The sequence below is a fragment of the Paraburkholderia strydomiana genome (assembly GCF_031456815.1).
In the GTDB taxonomy this organism is placed as follows: Bacteria; Pseudomonadota; Gammaproteobacteria; order Burkholderiales; family Burkholderiaceae; genus Paraburkholderia; species Paraburkholderia caledonica.
The window spans coordinates 1-18,659 of sequence record NZ_JAVDVL010000014.1 but is presented as its reverse complement, the minus strand read 5'-3'; the positions used below and the strand labels follow the sequence as shown (position 1 = coordinate 18,659).

The 18,659-nt window shown below is 60.5% G+C and carries 16 protein-coding genes and 1 pseudogene; 6 read left to right on the top strand and 11 right to left on the bottom strand.

Annotation, left to right across the window (positions count from 1 at the left end):
• Nucleotides 1-61 precede the first annotated feature (61 nt).
• The 8 genes from J2W46_RS28275 to J2W46_RS28240 form a co-directional block, all read right to left on the bottom strand.
• Nucleotides 62-1,024, bottom strand: coding sequence for a LysR substrate-binding domain-containing protein (locus tag J2W46_RS28275; protein WP_310358230.1), 963 nt, complete (start codon nucleotides 1,022-1,024; stop codon nucleotides 62-64).
• Between the two features lie 105 nt (nucleotides 1,025-1,129).
• Nucleotides 1,130-2,263: an ornithine cyclodeaminase gene (locus J2W46_RS28270; protein ID WP_310358227.1), complete on the bottom strand. Its 1,134-nt coding sequence runs from the start codon at nucleotides 2,261-2,263 to the stop codon at nucleotides 1,130-1,132.
• A gap of 32 nt (nucleotides 2,264-2,295) precedes the next feature.
• Entirely contained in the window at nucleotides 2,296-3,246 is a 951-nt protein-coding gene (locus J2W46_RS28265) for a LysR family transcriptional regulator (protein ID WP_310358225.1), read from the bottom strand.
• Between the two features lie 66 nt (nucleotides 3,247-3,312).
• Nucleotides 3,313-4,431 (bottom strand): succinylglutamate desuccinylase/aspartoacylase family protein, encoded by a 1,119-nt coding sequence (locus J2W46_RS28260; protein ID WP_374726876.1) that lies wholly within the window; start codon nucleotides 4,429-4,431, stop codon nucleotides 3,313-3,315.
• 168 nt (nucleotides 4,432-4,599) lie between these two features.
• The gene (locus tag J2W46_RS28255; RefSeq protein WP_310358221.1) at nucleotides 4,600-6,423 is read right to left on the bottom strand and encodes an ABC transporter ATP-binding protein; all 1,824 of its coding nucleotides are present in this window, start codon (nucleotides 6,421-6,423) and stop codon (nucleotides 4,600-4,602) included.
• Nucleotides 6,423-7,256: an ABC transporter permease gene (locus J2W46_RS28250; protein ID WP_310358218.1), complete on the bottom strand. Its 834-nt coding sequence runs from the start codon at nucleotides 7,254-7,256 to the stop codon at nucleotides 6,423-6,425. Before J2W46_RS28250 ends, J2W46_RS28255 begins: the two co-directional genes overlap by 1 nt.
• 5 nt (nucleotides 7,257-7,261) lie before the next feature.
• The gene (locus J2W46_RS28245; RefSeq protein ID WP_310358214.1) at nucleotides 7,262-8,203 is read right to left on the bottom strand and encodes an ABC transporter permease; all 942 of its coding nucleotides are present in this window, start codon (nucleotides 8,201-8,203) and stop codon (nucleotides 7,262-7,264) included.
• A 9-nt stretch (nucleotides 8,204-8,212) separates the two neighbouring features.
• A complete protein-coding gene (locus J2W46_RS28240; protein WP_310358211.1) occupies nucleotides 8,213-9,805 on the bottom strand; it encodes an ABC transporter substrate-binding protein in 1,593 nt (530 codons plus the stop codon).
• A 457-nt stretch (nucleotides 9,806-10,262) separates the two neighbouring features.
• On the opposite strand from J2W46_RS28240, the gene J2W46_RS28235 reads away from it, so the two are divergent.
• The 3 genes and pseudogenes from J2W46_RS28235 to J2W46_RS34570 form a co-directional block, all read left to right on the top strand.
• Complete coding sequence (locus tag J2W46_RS28235) at nucleotides 10,263-11,432, top strand: GDSL-type esterase/lipase family protein (RefSeq protein WP_310358207.1); 1,170 nt, start codon at nucleotides 10,263-10,265, stop codon at nucleotides 11,430-11,432.
• 366 nt (nucleotides 11,433-11,798) lie between these two features.
• Nucleotides 11,799-12,020 carry a hypothetical protein gene (locus J2W46_RS28230; RefSeq protein ID WP_310358204.1) on the top strand — a complete coding sequence of 74 codons (222 nt, stop codon included), beginning with the start codon at nucleotides 11,799-11,801 and terminating at the stop codon, nucleotides 12,018-12,020.
• 481 nt (nucleotides 12,021-12,501) lie between these two features.
• Nucleotides 12,502-12,800, top strand: a pseudogene (locus J2W46_RS34570) (IS110 family transposase); the annotation flags it as partial.
• A gap of 278 nt (nucleotides 12,801-13,078) precedes the next feature.
• Here J2W46_RS34570 and J2W46_RS28225 read toward each other — a convergent pair.
• The 3 genes from J2W46_RS28225 to J2W46_RS28215 form a co-directional block, all read right to left on the bottom strand.
• On the bottom strand, nucleotides 13,079-14,047 hold the full coding sequence (locus tag J2W46_RS28225) for an AraC family transcriptional regulator (RefSeq protein ID WP_310358201.1): 969 nt from the start codon (nucleotides 14,045-14,047) through the stop codon (nucleotides 13,079-13,081).
• Between the two features lie 506 nt (nucleotides 14,048-14,553).
• Nucleotides 14,554-14,688: a DUF1427 family protein gene (locus tag J2W46_RS28220; protein ID WP_310358199.1), complete on the bottom strand. Its 135-nt coding sequence runs from the start codon at nucleotides 14,686-14,688 to the stop codon at nucleotides 14,554-14,556.
• 128 nt (nucleotides 14,689-14,816) lie between these two features.
• Nucleotides 14,817-15,506, bottom strand: coding sequence for a hydrolase (locus tag J2W46_RS28215; protein WP_310358196.1), 690 nt, complete (start codon nucleotides 15,504-15,506; stop codon nucleotides 14,817-14,819).
• Nucleotides 15,507-15,969: 463 nt separating this feature from the next.
• Here J2W46_RS28215 and J2W46_RS28210 point away from each other — a divergent pair, with 463 nt between their 5' ends.
• The 3 genes from J2W46_RS28210 (at nucleotide 15,970) to J2W46_RS28200 (ending at nucleotide 18,585) form a co-directional block, all read left to right on the top strand.
• The gene (locus J2W46_RS28210) at nucleotides 15,970-16,266 is read left to right on the top strand and encodes a DUF1427 family protein (RefSeq protein WP_310358195.1); all 297 of its coding nucleotides are present in this window, start codon (nucleotides 15,970-15,972) and stop codon (nucleotides 16,264-16,266) included.
• The gene (locus J2W46_RS28205; protein ID WP_310358193.1) at nucleotides 16,263-18,110 is read left to right on the top strand and encodes an amidohydrolase; all 1,848 of its coding nucleotides are present in this window, start codon (nucleotides 16,263-16,265) and stop codon (nucleotides 18,108-18,110) included. Before J2W46_RS28210 ends, J2W46_RS28205 begins: the two co-directional genes overlap by 4 nt.
• A 79-nt stretch (nucleotides 18,111-18,189) precedes the next feature.
• Nucleotides 18,190-18,585 (top strand): DoxX family protein, encoded by a 396-nt coding sequence (locus tag J2W46_RS28200; RefSeq protein ID WP_310358478.1) that lies wholly within the window; start codon nucleotides 18,190-18,192, stop codon nucleotides 18,583-18,585.
• Nucleotides 18,586-18,659: the final 74 nt, after the last annotated feature.

Genomic DNA, 18,659 nt, shown 5'->3' with positions numbered 1-18,659 from the left:
CGCATCTGTGGAGGGCCGCTGCTTTCAGCCATCCTTCCGGGCTATCCTCCAGCTATTCCTTTTAGCCGCGGCCCGAGCCGGCGCCATGCAACAGACGCGAGTACGAAATCAGCATGCTGACCAATTCCTGCGCGACCATGGTCAACGGCGCTGAACGCCGGCTGATCAGGCACACGTCGCGCGGGTCGAATGCTTCGCGAATCGGAATCGCCACGATTGCCTCGGAGAACAGCTTGAGGTCCACCAGCACACGCGGTTCGATGGTGAGAAAGTCGGACTCGCAGACGATGTGCAGCGTCTCGAGCAACGACTCGGCCGTGACCACTATGCGTGGTGGCCCAAGGTTCAGTGCATTGAACAGACTGACCAGGCGGTTTTCCGCACCGCCGACGATCCCTGCCGGCCGGATACTTACCCATTCGCAATGTGCTAGCTCGCGCACCGATGTCGCCTGCGCGAGAGGATGCCCCTTTCGCGCGATGATGCCGGGCGCCGATCGGTACAGCCGCTCGATATTCAGATCGACGTCGCTTACTTGCGGCGCGATCGGACACAGCGCGAAATCGAGCCGCCCATCGCGGATCTTCTCGATCAGCATCTTCGAATAGCCGCTCGACACGTGCACGCGGACCTTTGGGTAACGTGCAATAAAACGCTTGAGCACCGGCAGCAGAAATTCCGCCAGTGGTTCTGAGGTCACGCCGAGTGAAATGTGACCTTCCGGCTCGCCCGTCACCTGCTTCATTTCTTCGGTGGCGCGTTCGCAATCAAGAATGATCGCATTCGCGCGCACCAGAAACCGCTCGCCCGGCGCGGTCAGACTGATGCCCTGGTGAGAGCGGTTCAGCAGCGTCACGCCGAGCTCGGCTTCAAGACTCTGGATCGCCTGCGTCAACGTGCTTTGTCCGATATCGAGTGCTCGCGCGGCGGCCCGGAAGCTACCCTGGTCGACCACCGCGCAGAACACCCGAAGCTGGATCAACGTCATGAAAATACCCTTTGCAATGATGGCGACGTCGTTCATATCGCACGCCAACCGACAGCGTCGCCGCGCGCGAGCCCCGCAAGCATAGCGCCTCAGAAATTTTTCGGGTACTCATCGGCGAAGAACAGATCCGCGTGTTCCTCGCTATGCGCCGGCGACCGACGAATGCAGGCCGTGGGACGCCGCCCGCAGCATCTGCCGTGCGCTCTGGCTGACAGCGTCGGCAGCCGTGAGCGGACGCGAGCCCGTGAGCAGTTCCGAGTCCGGTGCCACCAGCGAATACAGATCCTTGCAATTTGATGGACGCGCGATCAGGTCGATAATTTCGCCGACGCCATGTTTGCCCGCCAGGTCGTTCAGATAGCGGAGCGCGGAGAAATCCTCCAGCGCGAAGCCGACCGAATCAAAAATGGTGACCTGTGCAGGGGATTCTCGTCCCGGCATTTCACCGGATAGCACGCGCCAGAATTCGACCACTGGCGAGTCCGCGGGCAATTGCTGGATTTCACCTTCGATACGGGTCTGAGGTTCGAACTCGATCATCACGCGCGCGCCGTTCAACACCTGCGGATGCAACTCCGTCTTGCCCGGGCAGTCGCCGCCCACCGCGTTGATATGCATACCGGGTTCGATCATGTCCGGCGTGAGGATAGTGGCGTTGGTCTTGTCGGCAGTGACCGTCGTGACGATGTCGGCGCCGCGTACGGCGTCGTGAACGCTGGCCGCGCGCGTAAGCGTCAGGCCTTCGATACAGGACAGATTGCGGATCAGCTTCTCGGTAGCGGCGGGGTCGGTGTCGAACACGCGGACTTCGTCGATTCCGAGCAGCGTCCTGAAGGCCAGCGTCTGGAATTCGCTTTGTGCGCCGTTGCCGATCAATGCCATCGAGCGGCTGCCGGGGCGCGCCATCACGCTGGCCGCGAGCGCCGAGGTTGCGGCGGTGCGCAGCGCAGTGACAATGGTGAATTCGCTGAACAGCACCGGGAAGCCGGTGGCCACTTCGGCGAGTACGCCGAACGCCATCACTGTCAGCATATTGCTGCGTGTGTTGTTCGGATGGCCATTCACGTATTTGAAACCGTACAGTGCCTTGTCGGCGACCGGCATTAGTTCGATCACTCCGTCACGTGAATGGCTGGCCACGCGTGGCGATTTGTCGAACTCGGGCCAGCGCAGATAGTCGGCGCGGATGTAACCGGCGAGTTCGCGGATGAAGTGCTCCGTACCGGTATGGCGGAGCAGTTGCTTTACGTCGTTGACGTCGATATATCGAGTCATGATGCTTTCCTGATTTAGATGAAACAAACGGGCTACATGGGTCTGTGAGCGTGCGAGAGTAGGGTGCTGACGCCGTCCCCGCGTGGTGTGCGCGAGAACGAAATCAGCATGTCGACGAATTCCTGCGCGACGCTGGTCAGCGGCGACGCGCGCCGGTTGATCAGGCAGACATCGCGCGGATCGAATGCTTCGCGGATCGGAATCGTGATCAGCGACGGCGAGAACAGCTTGAAATCAGCCAGCATGCGCGGCTCGATAGTCAGGCAATCGGTTTCCGAAACAATATGCAGCGTTTCCAGCAGTGATTCCGCCGTAGTGACGATACGTGGCGGCCCCAGCGCTTCAGCCCTGAACAGGCTGATCAGGCGGTTCTCGATACCGCCTACGACACCCGACGGCTGCAGGCTCACCCAGTCGCAGTCCGCCAGATCGCGGATCGAGGTGGCGTGCGCCAGCGGATGGCCTTTACGCGCGATGACACCGGCTTCCGAGTGATACAGGCGCTCGATGCGCAGATCGGCGTCATTCACCTGGGGCGCCAGCGGACACAGCGCGAAATCGAGCCGGCCGTCGTGAATCTTTTCGATAAGCATCTTCGAATAGCCGCTTGACACATGCACGCGTACTTTTGGAAAACGTGCGATGAAGCGCTTGAGGACCGGCATGATGAATTCGGCCAGTGGCTCCGACGTCACACCGAGTGCGATCTGTCCTTCAGGTTCGTCGCACTGTTGCTGCATGTCCTGAGCCGCGCGTTCGCAATCGCGGATGATCGCATTCGCCTTGACCAGGAAACGCTCGCCCGGCTCCGTTACGCTGATGCCTTGATGCGAGCGGTTCAGCAACGTCACGCCGAGTTCGAGTTCGAGATTTTGAATGGCCTGGGTCAATGTGCTTTGCGCCATGTCGAACGCTCGCGCGGCGGCGCGGAAGCTGCCTTGTTCGACGACGGCACAGAACACTTTCAACTGGATCAGTGTCATGAACGCAGCCCGGTGGGAACGAAGGTGCGGAGCATGCGGCGTGGCGGAATCGAAGTGCAAATCGGATCAGGCGCTCAGCAGCATGCCGGCACGCTGCGCCACGGCGCCGGTCACACGGCCAAGCGGATCACCGGCGCGTACATATCGGACATCGCGGCGCATGTAGAGCACGCCCTGCGTGTGGCTTTGCAACGTGGTGCACTGACCGCTGACGGTGTCGAGCACATCGAATACTGGCTGGCCAATGTCGACCGTCTCGCCGACCTTGACGCGATGGATCAGGATGCCAGAGATTGGCGCACGGAATTGCTCGCTGCCGGCGAGCGGCGTGGCCGGCCCAAGCAGATCCGGCAGCGGCGCGACAGGGCCGTCGACGATCTGCTGATGCGTGAGGTAGGCGATGATCGCATCCGCATCCTGCCGGGCGAGTTCGTACGACACGTCGCGCTGGCCGCGATGTTCGACCGTCACGGCGATCGAGCCGTCGGGTATCGGAAAGTCACGGCCAAAGCGCTCGCGCAACTGCCACCAGGTGAAGCTGTGCGCTTCGTCGAACGAGCGGCCACCGGAATCGAGCGCCAGCAGCGAGGCGACCGCGCCCAGATAACGCGCGAGCGGTTCGACCCGAGGCCAGATCGCCTCACCGGTGTAGAGGTGCATCGCGGCTTCGCGCGAGCAATGCAGATCAAGCACGATGTCGGCGTCGTGGGAGAGCAGCATCAGGCTGCGCTGCAGCGCGTCGAACGTGGTCGACGGTTCGCGGTGCAGCAACGCCGCGCGCCACGCGCCGCGGATCACTGCGAGATTTTGCGCGCTGTCCTGGGTTAGTTTGCCGTCGACGGCCTCGGCGATCTGGCCGGCGAGCATCGGATAATCACGATTAAAATTGCGGCCGCTGGACAGATCGAAACGGCCAATTGGCGCGCCCATCACCCATTGGCTTAAGCCGACCGGATTCGCCGCGCTCACGAGCACGACCTCGCCTCGCAATTTGCCTGCGGCTTCCAGTTCACGCAGCTGTTGTTCCAGTGTGACGGCCACCAGAATGCCCGGTGTTTCGTCCGCGTGCAGGCCGCCCTGGATATAGACCTTCCTCCCGGTGTCCGCGGGGCCGAAGTGAAGGCTTGTCAGTTCATACGCGGCACCGTCACTGGTGTGGGGTAGGGTGTGCAAGGATAGGTTCATGAAAAGGCGTAAGGCGGATCAGGTAGTGGCGGCGATTTGATGCTACGTGGAGTTCGCCCGGTGCAGAAGGCGATCTGCTCGATCGCGATCGACCGCGCGGATCGCCGGCCAATGGAGGCCCGGACCGGCAACCCGGTGGTTCATGCGGACGATGTCACGCGTGTCATGTCATGACGGCGATTCCATCGCGATCCGATGATGCGCGAACACAGGCGGCATCACGTCGATCAGCACCGGCGCAACGGTGCCGGTCTGCGTGGCGTCGAAATAGGCGCGGCGCGGATCGAGGTCTTCAGGCACAGCGCGGGTGATTACCTTGAAGCCGTCAGTGCGATTGCCGCGCAACTCGGGCACGGCCTGCAGCAGCCGCCGCGTGTACGGATGGCTAGGATTGTCGAACACCGCGTCACGCGACCCTTCTTCGACAATATGGCCGCGGAACATCACCACCACGCGATCGGCAATCTGTTCGACGACGCCAAGATCGTGCGAAATCAGCAGGCAGGCAAAGTGGTAGCGTTTTTGCAATGACACCAGCATATCGAGAATCTGCTTTTGCACGGTGACGTCAAGCGCCGACACGGGTTCGTCGGCAACGATTACGGCGGGCCGGCTAGCCAGCGCGCGCGCGATCGCTACGCGCTGACGCTGGCCGCCCGATAGTTGATGCACCAGCCTCGAGCCGAACTGTTCAAGTCCGACATCGGCGAGCGCGGTGGCGACGCGCTGCTGGCGCGCTTTTACATCGAGCGTGGTGTCGAGGCGCAGGCCTTCGCGCACCAGCGCGTCCACGCGCATACGTGGATCGAGTGACGAATACGGATCTTGAAACACCATCTGCACAGAGCGCCGTGCGGCCTGCATTGCGTCGCGACCGGCGTTCAGGAACGGCTTGCCGTTGAGCAGAATCTGTCCTTGCGCGATCGGCGCAAGCCCGAGAATCGATTTCGCCAGACTTGTCTTGCCGCTGCCTGATTCGCCGACGATTGCCACCGTCTCGCCGGCGCGCACGCTCAACGACGACGGATGCACGGCACGGCTTGTCTGGCTTCTGAACCATGTGCCGGGCACCGTGTAGTCGATCGCGACGTCGGTGAGTTCGATCACCGGCGGCGCCGCAGGCATAGCGGGCTCTTCGGCTTGAACCGCGGCGTCGGCATCCGCTTCAGCGCGGCGCGGCAGTGCTTCGAGCAGGCTCAGCGTGTAATCGTGCGACGGCCGCGCCAGCACATTCGCCACCGCGCCGGTTTCCACCACCACGCCGCGCCGCATCACCAGCACGCGTTCGGTGTACGCCGTCACCAGCGCGAGATTGTGGCTGATGAAAATCAACGCGGTGCCTTCCTCGCGCGTGAGTTCGAGCAGCAGGTCCAGCACTTCTTTCTGGACCACGCAATCGAGCGCGGTGGTGGGCTCGTCGGCGATCAGCAGGCGCGGGCGCAACAGCATCACCGCCGCGAGCAGAATGCGCTGTCGCATACCGCCGGAGAACTCATGCGGATAGCGTTTCAGGCAGCCGCGCGGATCACGTACGCGAACCCGTTCGAGCATGCGCACGGCAAGCTCGCGCGCTTCGTTACGACCCAAGCGCCGGCGCCGGACGAGCGCTTCGGTCAGTTGGTCGCCAATCCGTGCGGCCGGATTCAGCGACACCATCGGCTCCTGAAACACCATGCCGATTTCGGTGCCGCGTGCGGCGAGCCATTGCGCGGGCGTATTGTCCAACCACTCGCGGCCGTCGAAGCGGATGCTGCCAGAGACGATCTGCGCGCGCTCGGGCAGCAGGCCGAGCAGTGCCCGCCCGACCAGCGTCTTGCCGCTGCCGGATTCGCCGACCACCGCCAGCGATTCACCCGCGTTCAGCGTGAAGTCGACGCTTTGCGTCACCTGTTTGAGTTGTCCCTGATCGTCGGGGAAACCGATCGTCAGATCGGAGACGGCAAGCAATGGGTTGGGCAGCGCACGCACCGGACTGCGATCGAGCGTCTGCATTACATGACTCCTTTCATACGCGGGTCGAGCAGGTCGCGGACTCCGTCGCCAAACAGGTTGATGCCGAACAACGCGATCGAGATCGAGGCACCCGGGAACAACACCAGCCAGATCGCCTGTTCGATCGCGGTGCGTCCGTCGGCGAGCATGCCGCCCCACGTCGGTTCAGGCGCAGGTACGCCGAGACCCAGAAAGCTCAGTGCGCTTTCCGCTAGCAGCGCCGAGCCGAACAGCGAGGTGGAGAACACCAGCAACGGTGCAACGCAGTGCGGCAGCACGTGCCGGACAAGCGTCCATACACCGCTATTGCCCATGGTGCGCGAGGCAACTACGAAGTCGCGCTCGCGCAGCGACAATGCCGCGCCGCGCGCAATGCGGCTTACCGACGGTGTGTACGCGAGACCGAGCGCCAACACCACGCCCCATTTCGACGGACCGACCACGGTCATGATGCCCAGTGCGAGCAGCAGGCCGGGAAACGCCATCAGCGAATCGATCAGCAAGCTGGCGATGCGGTCGCACCAGCCGCTTGCATAGCCGCAGACCACCCCGATCGAGGTTCCGGCCAGCAGCGCGAACAGCACCGAACAAATGCTGACGGTGAAACTGACGGCCGCGCCGGCCATGATGCGCGACAGCACGTCGCGGCCGAATTCGTCGGTGCCGAACCAGTGATGCCATGACGGCGCCGCGTAGCGGGTATGAATATCGACATCGAGCGGACCGTATGGCGTGTAGACCAGATCGACGATGGCGACCAGCAACAGCAGGCCGACCAGCACGGCTCCGATCACGAGATTGGCGCGCCTGGCGCGCTTCATAGGAGTGGACATGAGGTTCAGAGCTTAAGACGGGGATCGAAGATTGGATACAGCAGGTCGACCACGAGATTGATGAGGACGTACAGCAGGGCGATGACCAGCAGGCACCCCTGGACCACCGGGTAGTCGCGTGAGTAGATGCTTTCCACCAACAGGCGGCCCATGCCCGGCAGCGTGAAGACGGTTTCGATCACCGCGCCCCCTGCCAGCAGGTGGCCGAGTACGAGCCCGATGACGGTCAGCGTGGGGCCGAACGCATTCGGCAGCGTATGGCGCAACAGTACCCGCTGTTCGGGTAATCCTTTGGCGCGCGCATGGGCGATGTATTCGAGCCGCAGCACTTCGATGCTGCTCGCTCGCATCATCCTGGTGACGACGGCGATTTCGCCAAGCGAGACCGCAATCACCGGCAGCACCAGATATCTGAGCGACGCCCAGCCCACTTGCGTGAACGGTTCGAAGCCGAAGGTAGGCAACAGATGCAGCTTCACGCCGAATAGCCAGATCAGCAGGATGCCGGCCCAGAAGCTGGGAATCGACACGAGCAGAATGGTGCCCATCACGACCGCCAGATCACCGCGATGGTTTTGCGCCCATGCGGCAAACAGGCCGGCGGGAATGGCGATCAGGCACGCGATCAAGGTGGCGGCGAGCACGATCTCGGCAGTGACCGGAAAGGTCTCGCGGATGAGTTCGAGCACCGGTTGATGCCGTACGATCGACGTGCCGAAGTCCCCGTCGAGCAGATGCCGGACCCAGATCATGAATTGAGTGGGAATCGACTGATCGAGCCCAAACATATGCCGCATTTGCTGCAGCAAGGCGGGATCGTTGATATCGCCGAGCATCAGCGAGGCGGGGTCACCGGGGATAGCGCGAATCATCCCGAACACGAGCATTGTGACGATGATCACCGTCGGAATCGACATCAAAATACGCTTGATGATGTAGCGGAGCATTGAACAGCCCTAGTTCTTCGTGACGTTGAAAAAGCGCTTCGTGCGCAACGGCCAGGTGCCCATGCCGTGCAGGCGGTTGCTGACCAGCGTGAGGTCGGGCGAGTCATACAGGACGATCATGGGTGCGTCGGCCAGCATCATCTGGTGCAGTTGCGCAAACACCTGTTTTCTGGTGCTGTCGTCGGTCACGCTGTCGAGGCTGCGCAACAGCACGCGCGCCTGCGGGTTCTCCCATTGCACCATCGGATTTCTCGACTTGTCGCCGAGCACATCGCCGTACATCAATGCCGGCTCGATGCGCGCCGAGTAGCCGAATGACATCAGCTGAAAATTGCCGGAGTGGAAATCGTCGGCCTGCGTGCCCCATTCGAGTACCTGCAGCTTGACGTTGATGCCGGCCTGCGACAGCAGCGATTGCAAATAGACCGCTGCGGAGTACATGTGCGGATAGCGCCGATTTGTCTTGAGCGTCAGCGGCTCGCCCTTATAACCGACCTGCGCGAGCAGGCGTTTGACCTCGGCCAGATTCTGCTGGTAGCCGACTGCGTCCGTCGGCGTGTAGAGATCGTCGGCCGTCGGCGTGAGCGACGGGTTGTAGCGTGCCCGCCCCCCGCTCACCGCATCCACCACGCCTGGCAGGTCGACCGCGAGCGCAATTGCGCGGCGCATCCGCGGGTCGGACAACAAGGGATCTCGCGTTTGCATCAGCAGTGCGGCGGGATCTGCGCCTGCGCCAGAAATCAGATGCCAGTTCGGATCGGATGGCGGCAGATTGTTCTCTGAAATGTTCATCGCGTCGATCTGGCCGGACATCAGCGCGGAAAGCTGCGCGGCTTCGTCGGGTATCGCGACGATGCGCACATTCGCCTCGGCCCGCTTGGCGCCCGCCAGACCACTGGACGGCTCGCTGCGCGGCTTGTAGCCGGCGTAGGGCGTCAGCAAGACATATTGCCCCTGCTTCCATTCACTGAAGACGAACGGTCCTGTCGCCACTGGCTTGATCCATTCGCCGTTCGCGCCAACGCTGGACGGATGCAGCACGGCGAGCGGACAGCGCAGTTCGGTCATGCGGGTCAGAAAAAGCGCCGACGGCCGCTCGAGTTCAAAGACAACCGTGTATCGATCGGGTGTCGTTACCGCCAGTACTTTCGGGCCGCGCTCGCCGTTGTAATTGCTGCGGCACACGTAGCCGGAGCGCGGCTTCATCAGATAGTCGTAGCTCCATTTGACTTCCGCGGACGTGAGCGGTGCGCCGTTCTGAAACGTCACACCATGGCGCAGATGAAACGTATAACGCTTGCCGTCCGGCGAAATGCTCCAGCTATCGGCGAGCATCGGTCCGATCGACAGATCACCCCTCAAGGCGACCAGCGATTCCACCACGTTGGCGAGAATCTCGTCGGTATAAGCGTTGCGAAGCACATTGCCCGGCATCGAGGTTGGCGTGTCGGTGCTGATTGCAAAGCGGATCTCGCGAAGCGGCGCGGCAGCGCTTGCCTGCGTGGGAGCGGCGCAGGCCGTTGCGCTGATCGCGGCGGCGGCTAACGCGATCGAAAGGTGCGAAAGCCAGCTGCCCACTGGTGCCTTTGCCAAGCGCTTCACGAATCACACCTGCACGGCAATTGCCAGGCGCCATCGAGCCTCGCACTTGGGCCCACAAAAGAGGGCAAACTAGGGTTCGACATCGAGAGTGTCCTTGTGAAATGAGGAGCGCGTGACGATCGTGGCACCGAGGCCTACTTGTCACGGCCAATCGGCATGACGCGATCGTAAAAGCACGGATATTCGTTGGGAAGAGCAGTCCTGTCGATCGGACACTGAATTTGCGATCATGCGGGAAAACACGGGTAGACCTGAAGTTTGAAGGTAGGTTCGAAGGGCTTGCGGTGAACTGTGTGTCGCAAACGATATAGAGAGCTTGCGTCCGCCGCCGCAACTGCGCCCCCGGAGATCAGTCTCACAGATCATGATCGTCCGAAGTGGTCTTACTTCACAAATTTCTTTTGCCTAGCATGGCGCTGTTGGCCAGATGCGGTATGGCCTGCTGTCGCAACTCAATATGAACCGCTTATCGGACGATGCTGTGGCTGGATTCGTGATTCCAGATGGCGCAATTTACTGCGCACACCGGTTGCATAAGCTGCGGCTGCGCAGTCAACAATTGCGGCAAGGACCGAGCCGTGACGAGGTGCAATGGATCGTCGGTTTCATCGGCGACAGTTGGGTGCGCGGTTCCGGCTTACCTGCTGCTGGCGATCCGGCGCGCGAGCGCTATTTCATGCCCCGCCTGGCACGCGCGCTTCAGCAGCTTTACGGTGATGCAGGCGGAGGTTGGTGCGGATTGTCATACACCACATCTACTGAACGGCGTGGCGGGTCGGCGAATCCCAATCGTCTTTACCAGGCCGGGACTGGCTCGTGGACCACGCAGGTGAACAACCGCCCCGTGCCGGACCTGTGTACGAGTGCAAGCAGCGTGGCGGGCGACGTCATTCGCGTGACCAACATGACGGGACCAACGCGCAGCGTGAAGCTGCATGCGGTGGCGGCGGGCAAGATCGAATATCGGTGGAACGAGGGCGATTGGACGATGCACGATCTGGGCGGCGCAGGCGCGACGCCGGTTAGCAGGCTTGCGGGCTTTCCGCTTGACGGCGGCTGGACCCTCGACTTACGCGTGGTGGCGGGCCCGGTGGAGCTGGCGGGCATCGTCCATAACAGCGGCCGCCCTGGGGTATTGATTCACAATCTCGGCGCGGGCGGCAGTTCGGCGCAGCACTGGGCGTCGGTGAACCAGTCAACATTGGGCAGTGCGGTGGAGTCGTTTGGATTCGACACCTTGATGACCCTTTTTGGCACGAACGATCAGAAGCTGATCGAGCCGCACGAGCATCGCCGCTGTCTCGCCGCACTGATTCAGACGCTAAAGCATGCAGCGCCGCATGCTGATATCGCACTCGGCACGTCGCCCGAAAGCGGTGACGTGCAGGAGCCGCGGCCTCGCCGCCCTATGCGTCTCTATCGCGACGCAGACCGTTCTCTTGCGATCCAGGAAAGGCTGGCGCACGTCGATTTGCAACCGCTGTTCGGCAACCTCGACGAATATCGTTATGGTGGATCTAAGCCATGGCTGGACGCGTCGCTGATTCACCCTGCCGTGCCGGGCATGCGCGCGATCGAGAAGCTCTATCTCAGCCTGTTCAATCCGGTGGCGCATCGGTCCGGATGAATTTATCTTCGATGACGCCGTAGGCACGCATATCTTCCTTGCCGTACTCGCGACATCGATGATGAGCTTCCCTTGTTCGAGCTTTCCGACTCTCTTGGGACGGGGAAACATCCTTTGCGTGATCGGACGCATCGGCCGCGCAGCGAATGAGGCGCCTTGCTGCATCGACAATGGCAGCATCTCCGCGAAATATCATTGAACACGTCGTTGCTCGAATACTGGTAAATCGGAGAACCGCCTGTCACGCTGGCTTCGCGCGGTGAACTCCGCGGAGCTGCGATACAGTGCGACCACCAATGGCAGCCATCGACACCATGTCGTGCTGTACTTCGAACTTCGTTTCATGCACCGGTATAAAGAAAGCAGATGAAGCCGCAATTCGGCGTGATTTTTCGCGGCGGCAACGTGAAGAGTGCGTATGAGGAGCGGCTGCGGAGCATGGTCGAGAGATTGTGCGGCGCGGCCGACGTCCTCGGCGCGACGGTCGACGAGCAGATCGCGCTTGCAAACCAGTTGTCGGCACGTATCGCCGGCGACGCAACGCCCCGTGCGATGACCGTCCCCGAGTCGCGGAGCCTTGCGGCGTGATGGGCGAACTGCTGCTGCTCGATTACGCTGGGTTGAAGTGTCGAACTCGTCGCCGCGAATTCGGCTTGGCGGCGCTGGGCCGTGCGACCGCGCTCGCCGCTGACCACGGCCTCGCCGCGCGCGTAATCTTCATTCCCGCGCTCAAACTAACCGCGAGCTGCGCAAAGCAATGCAGATTGCAGCGGAGAACATCGCGGATAAAACGCTCATAGAAGTTGTTCCGGACAGCCGTTTGGTCTTCGTCTCATTTGACAAACTCGCGGCGGGTGCCGAATGGGATGACGACGTCGAGTACCATTTTCGCTGCCTGCATTGCAATGAAGCATTTGGTTGCGTCCGGAAACGTATCCCGGTAGGCGGTGGGTACTGGAACCGATAGACCCAGCATCGATGCACGCAGCGTCACCGACTAGCAGGGAACGGCCGAGATGGAATGGACACCACCCTCCCTCCGTGGAATTGGGCACGACTGGAGGCTCAAATGAATGCTACGACATACGGATAGACCTTGCAAAACGAGTGTTTTGGATGTACTGGGTCGACGCCCAAACTGGCGAACCGCGAATCGGAAGTTCGGACCTCACGATTAATTGCATTTCTTGCGCAGCGCCCCGCCGGTCGCGTCGCCCTGGAAGCGTGCGGAAGTGTTCACTGGTGGGCGCGTAAGATTCGCGCCCTCGGACATGAGGTGGTGCTACACACGCCCAATCCATTCCACCTTTCATGCAGGCGAACAAGACCGACGCCGCGGACGCCCGGGCAGTTTGGACTGCAGTGCAGATTGCCTGCATGTGGCCCTTGCCGGCAAGACAGAGGATCAGCAAGAAGCCTTCATTGTATGCGCTCGTTACTCGTCAAGTTTCGAACGACGCTCTGGACTGACCTCCAAGGTCGTGTTCAACTTTCGGGGTCAGTCTATTCCCGCGGCGGTTAACTTTACGCTAGGCCGAGATGAGGCAGTCGGCTTGACAGTTTGCTTCGAAAAATTTTTTGAGTGCATGTTTTTTGCGCCGCGCAAATAGGAGCGACTGAATATTGCTTTGATGACGAAGGCAGGGTCATGTTTCCGAGTCCGCGTTTCGCGAACGGGAGCGCCACTTTGCTGGTGTCATACCAACCTGCCGTTTAAACGTGCGCTGAAACGCAGCTTCCGATTGATACCCCACCGCTTCGCCGATCTCGGCCACGGACATCCCAGTTTGTGCCAGTTTACGCCCAGCCAGCGCCATGCGAATCTGCGTGAGCACGACGCTGGCTGATTGGCCGATCGCCCTGTCAAAGTGGCGTACGAAGGTGGCGCGCGACATGTGACACAGCTCAGCCAGTTTGGGGACCGTCCACGGCTTCTCTGGTTCATCGAACATGGCCGCGAGAGCCGGTTGAAGGCGCCGACGTTGCGCAAGCGCAAGCAGGCCGCGCGGCGCGTCATCGGCGTGGCAGGCGCAGCGCAGAGTGAGCGCGAAAAGGGCGGCAGAAAGGTGGTTCACGACCGTCGCGCTTCCCGGGCGTTGCTCGAACGCCTCGTCACGCATTAATTGAATGACTCGGGCGAGCCTGGTTGCAGCAAAGGCAGCGTCGCGCAACTGTCCATCGTTCTCCTTAACGCTGCTGACCAGCAAACGACTGGGCAGATGGTCGCGCATTAGCTGCTGCGGCACGACTGGCAAAACGAAACGCCCGCACAGCACGTCGGCAATCTGGCTAGCACCGCCGTTCGTGGCAATGGTCAATCCGTCCTTATGCTGCTCGCGGGCCGCGCGGGGCGGATTGCCGCTACCATCATGCAACCAGTGAGCGCTGCCGGACGGGATCAGCAGGATATCGCCGGCTTTCATGCGAAGCGCAGGCTCGCTCTTCCCGCCCGTCCGGCTTTCCACGACCGCTTCCCCACGCAGAAGCACGTGATACGGCACTTCCCATTCGTTTGCCTCGGGTCGGTCAATTCTCCACGGCGAGCCAAAGTGACAACGTACGTCTAGCCGCCCAGCGACCGGTATCAGCGACAGCATTCGATCGAGCAGTTCCATAAAAGCGTTCTGTGTCAAGTCGCGAAAGTGTGGGTTCCAAATTATATCTGCGCGTCCCCTTGGACCGGCCCTGTTGCTATAAAGGCAACGCGTTCCACAGGGAAAGGAGGGCATGTGCGGCGGCCGCTGAAGTTTAAGCTACGCCCGTCACTAGTCACAGCGGCAACTGTGAGGATCACGCGTCACGAGATTCTGCGCCGGCAACAAGTTGCACTGGGGCGACGGGTGTTGGAACCCATCACGGGATTCGTCAGTCCGGTTGCCTCAATCCAACTAAGCCCCTGTCTGGTGGTCCCAGGAAGCGCGTTTTCGTATTTAGGGTGATCCCAGTCGCCGACACGCGTATTCTGCACATGCCTCAGGTTCATCAAGACGCGACGCTGGATGGCGCGTGTGTTACCACTCTCGGTTTGTGGAATTGGGTGGTTGAGTAGTGTGCGTTTGGATGACCTCCGGCTTTCCGAGTGGAAGTGTGCTGTTCGCCAGCAGCTGACGCCCGCTCGGAATCATCTGAGTTCCGATAACCATCCCAGTAGCCCCACCAGGGCGACTATAGGCGGTGCTGTGGAGCGGACATGAATCAGGCTAGATATCGCTCCGGCGAGAAGGCAGCCAAGAAGTGACGGGATATAAGGCTTCATAGCCAGGAACTTCTTCGGGCGCGCATACCACCATGCTTGACGTTTTTACGTTGCGTTGCAGGCCCGCCCCGAATGACGATTCAGAGCCAGGCCTCGCCGCTCAGCAGATATCGTTGGATATCGTTGCCTCAGGTATTTGCCGGAACCGGGGCAAGAGATTCGTGTTTTGTTTTGGTGCGCTGAGCGGCGTTATGGACCCTCGTATAGGCATAGTCGACGCCCATTCCGTATGCGCCCGAATGCTCTTTCACGATATCTATCACGGCGTCATAGGTTTCTTTGCGCGCCCAGTCGCGTTGCCACTCGAGTAGCACCTGTTGCCACGTGACCGGAACGGCGCCGGCCTGGACCATGCGCTGCATTGCGAAGTCGTGTGCGTCTTTCGATGTGCCTCCGGACGCATCGGCAACCATGTAGATTTCGTACCCGCCTTCGAGCATTGCGCACAGCGCGAAAGTCGTGTTACAGACCTCCGTCCACAGGCCGGACACCACGACCTTGTTCCGGCCGTTTTTCTTCAGCGCGTCGCGGACCTTCTGGTCGTCCCACGAGTTCATTGACGTTCGCTCCAGAGTAGGATGCTCCGGGAACACGTCGAGCAACTCTGGGTACGTGAAGCCGGAAAAGCTCTCGCTCTCCACCGTCGTTATAGTCGTCGGTACGTTGAACGCCTTCGCCGCCTTCGCGAGTCCGACGACATTGTTCTTCAGGACTTGCCGGTCGATTGACTGAACGCCAAAAGCCATCTGGGGTTGCTGGTCTATGAAAATGACCTGGCTGTTGGCCGGAGTAAGTACCTCCAGTTTCGCTTGGCTCATGATGTCCTCTCTTCAAATGAGGTTTCAACAAAACGTCGCGCCAGACGTGAGCGTCGGGCAACTGTTCCGGTTGTCTGAAGACTGCAGAAACTACATGTCCTCGCTGAAAAAAGAGGACATAAGCGATGGCGTCTCTTGTTCCAGAATCATCATAGTTCACATTGCCAGGATGTGAAGTTGTCAATAGCGATATCAGGAGTTCTCTGGATGAGGGCGGCGCTAACCTGACCTTTTAATTGGAGATTGGAAGGCCTAAGCTGCTAGGGCACCGGAAGAAATCGGGTCCGCGGGCTGCGGGCTTCGGTCGGTTTGTGTACTTCCCGGAGCACTTGATTCGTCGTCCGTGCAACGTCCTTGAACGGCGGGTGATCATTGGTTCTCGCTTCGGTTCAAGCGCTTGTTTCCGGCTTTGTCATCGTCGCCGCGAGTGCCTGCGCGCGGTGTACCAGAGGAGGGTTAGTCGATGAGAGCTTATGTGCTTTCGCTGCCGGATGGAATCCTGGTAGGCGTGGTCTATAGCTTGATTGGCGTCATGTCACCGGCCCCTCCCGTAGTAGCCCTCGTGGGTCTGCTAGGAATACTCGCTGGTGAGCAAAGCAAATCTTCCCCGTTGCAAAAAAAATGCTTGCGGGCGCCAACATTCGCGCAGCCTGGAAAGAGGAGCATTGCAATCAGCCACCTGTTTGGGTCTTTGCCCGGCCGCAACTCCGTAGGCTCTCGACCCAAAGAGGAAATATCGTCTGAGGAGAATCGCTCATGACGTCTCCTCAAGATGCATCGGACCTTATTTTTTTTAATGGCCGGTTTACGACATTGGACAAGTCGAACCCAACTGCCACTGCGGTCGCTATCAGGGATAGTAAGTTCACGGCCGTCGGTAGCGACAGCGAGGTAAGTCAGCTCCAGTCCGGCAGGACGCGCAGTGTCGACTTGAACGGACGCTCGGCACTTCCGGGTTTAATCGACAATCATCTTCACATCATCCGTGGCGGCCTGAACTTCAATATGGAGCTTCGTTGGGATGGTGTGCGGTCATTGGCAACGGCGATGGACATGCTGAAAGCGCAGGTTGCTATCACCCCGCCGCCTCAATGGATACGTGTCGTCGGAGGGTTCACGGAGCACCAGTTCGACGAACGTCGGCTACCAACCATCGTGGAGTTAAACGCGGCAGCTCCGGACACGCCGGTTTTCATGCTGCACCTATACGACCGCGCGCTGTTGAACGCTGCGGCATTGCGAGTGGTGGGCTATACGAAAGAGACGCCTGAGCCCCCTAGGGGCGAGCTTGTGCGCGATAGCGCGGGTAATCCGACGGGATTACTGCTGGCGAAGCCCAATGCGGCCATCCTCTATGCAACGTTGGCGAAGGGCCCTAAGCTTCCGCTTGATTATCAGTTGAACTCGACGCGGCATTTTACGCGCGAGTTGAACAGATTGGGCGTGACCGGAGCGATTGATGGTGGCGGTGGTTTTCAGAACTTCCCCGAGGATTACGAGGTCATCCAGAAACTCGAGGCTGAAGGACTGCTGACCATCAGGCTGGCCTACAACCTGTTCACTCAAAAGCCCAAGCGTGAGAAGGAAGACTTCCTCAACTGGACGAAGACTTCGCGGTACAAAGACGGGAACGACTACTTTCGGCACAACGGAGCAGGCGAGATGCTCGCGTTCTCTGCTGCGGATTTTGAAGACTTCAGGGTGGCCCGCCCGGATATGCCTTCGGAAATGGAGGCCGACCTCGAACGGGTCATCCGTGTGCTAGTGGAGAACCGCTGGCCGTGGCGCATGCATGCGACGTACGACGAGACCATCAGTCGCGCGCTCGATGTGTTCGAAAAAGTAAACCGCGACATACCGCTCGCCGGACTTAACTGGTTCTTCGACCACGCCGAAACAATTACAGAGAAATCGATGGACCGCATCGCTGCTCTTGGTGGGCGCATTGCGGTCCAGCATCGGATGGCGTATCAGGGCGAGTATTTCGTCGAGCGATACGGTGAAAAGGCTGCTGAAAGGACGCCGCCTGTTGCACGAATGCTGGAGAAAGGGATTCATACCTCCGCGGGGACCGATGCAACTCGCGTAGCGTCCTACAACCCTTGGGTCTCACTGTCGTGGCTGGTGACAGGCAAGACGGTCGGTGGCATGCGCATTTATCCCCAGCGCAACTGTCTTGACCGTGAGACTGCACTGCGCATGTGGACTGAGAAGGTCACCTGGTTCTCAGATGAAGTCGGTAAGAAGGGGCAGATTGCAGTCAGTCAGCTCGCAGACCTGATTGTTCCTGACCGCGACTTCTTTGCTTGCACCGAGGACGACATCGCTAGCACTTCGTCTTTACTTACTGTGGTAGGCGGCAAGATAGTGTACGCGACTGGCGAGTTCGCCGCGCTGGACGATAACCCGCTACCTCCCGCGATGCCCGACTGGTCTCCGGTGCGGAAGTATGGGGGGTTTGCCGCGTGGAAGCAGGTCGAGGCGTCTGGTGCTCCGTTGCAGCGCATTGCGTCCACCGCATGCGGCTGCGCGCGTGCTTGCGCGGTGCACGGGCACAAGCACGGTCGCGCCTGGTGCTATGACGCGCCGACCTCGGACTACTAGGGCTTTTGGGGAGCGCTTGGGTGCGCGTGCTGGGCGGTCTAGAGCGGGAGCAACGGTGAACAGTCCATCGTGGGTCGAGATGCTATTGCGTCAACCGTGGGTAATGCCACTGGTCCGCATTTGTCTCGTCTCAGCCTTCCTGGTTGGCGGCGTCTCGAAATTGCTGCATTTCGATGCTGCGGTCGCCGAGCAGGTGCACTTCGGCCTCCAACCGGGGTGGCTTTGGGCGGGCCTGGCAATTTTTGTCGAGATAGCTGGCTCCGTCTGCGTTATCACGAACCGGTTCACGTGGCTAGGGGCGGGAGGGCTGGCTGCGCTGACGCTCGTGGCGATGATGGTGGCGAACAACTTCTGGCGTCTGGAGGGCGCGGCGCGCTTCATGGCGTTAAACAGCTTCTTCGAGCACCTCGGGCTGATTGCCGCCTTCGTAATGGTCACCTACCTTGCCAGCGGCGAGCGACGGTCTCGCGTCTAGAAAGACAGTACAGGAAACTCACTATCATGCGTAGAGTTCAATCTATTGGCGTCACCGTTGCCTTAACTTTAAGT

Coding starts and splice junctions, on each gene's coding strand:
- J2W46_RS28275 (WP_310358230.1), bottom strand. CDS start 1,024: ATGAACGACGTCGCCATCATTGCAAAGGGTATTTTCATGACGTTGATC.
- J2W46_RS28270 (WP_310358227.1), bottom strand. CDS start 2,263: ATGACTCGATATATCGACGTCAACGACGTAAAGCAACTGCTCCGCCAT.
- J2W46_RS28265 (WP_310358225.1), bottom strand. CDS start 3,246: ATGACACTGATCCAGTTGAAAGTGTTCTGTGCCGTCGTCGAACAAGGC.
- J2W46_RS28260 (WP_374726876.1), bottom strand. CDS start 4,431: ATGAACCTATCCTTGCACACCCTACCCCACACCAGTGACGGTGCCGCG.
- J2W46_RS28255 (WP_310358221.1), bottom strand. CDS start 6,423: ATGCAGACGCTCGATCGCAGTCCGGTGCGTGCGCTGCCCAACCCATTG.
- J2W46_RS28250 (WP_310358218.1), bottom strand. CDS start 7,256: ATGTCCACTCCTATGAAGCGCGCCAGGCGCGCCAATCTCGTGATCGGA.
- J2W46_RS28245 (WP_310358214.1), bottom strand. CDS start 8,203: ATGCTCCGCTACATCATCAAGCGTATTTTGATGTCGATTCCGACGGTG.
- J2W46_RS28235 (WP_310358207.1), top strand. CDS start 10,263: ATGAACCGCTTATCGGACGATGCTGTGGCTGGATTCGTGATTCCAGAT.
- J2W46_RS28230 (WP_310358204.1), top strand. CDS start 11,799: ATGAAGCCGCAATTCGGCGTGATTTTTCGCGGCGGCAACGTGAAGAGT.
- J2W46_RS28225 (WP_310358201.1), bottom strand. CDS start 14,047: ATGGAACTGCTCGATCGAATGCTGTCGCTGATACCGGTCGCTGGGCGG.
- J2W46_RS28220 (WP_310358199.1), bottom strand. CDS start 14,688: ATGAAGCCTTATATCCCGTCACTTCTTGGCTGCCTTCTCGCCGGAGCG.
- J2W46_RS28215 (WP_310358196.1), bottom strand. CDS start 15,506: ATGAGCCAAGCGAAACTGGAGGTACTTACTCCGGCCAACAGCCAGGTC.
- J2W46_RS28210 (WP_310358195.1), top strand. CDS start 15,970: ATGAGAGCTTATGTGCTTTCGCTGCCGGATGGAATCCTGGTAGGCGTG.
- J2W46_RS28205 (WP_310358193.1), top strand. CDS start 16,263: ATGACGTCTCCTCAAGATGCATCGGACCTTATTTTTTTTAATGGCCGG.
- J2W46_RS28200 (WP_310358478.1), top strand. CDS start 18,190: ATGCTATTGCGTCAACCGTGGGTAATGCCACTGGTCCGCATTTGTCTC.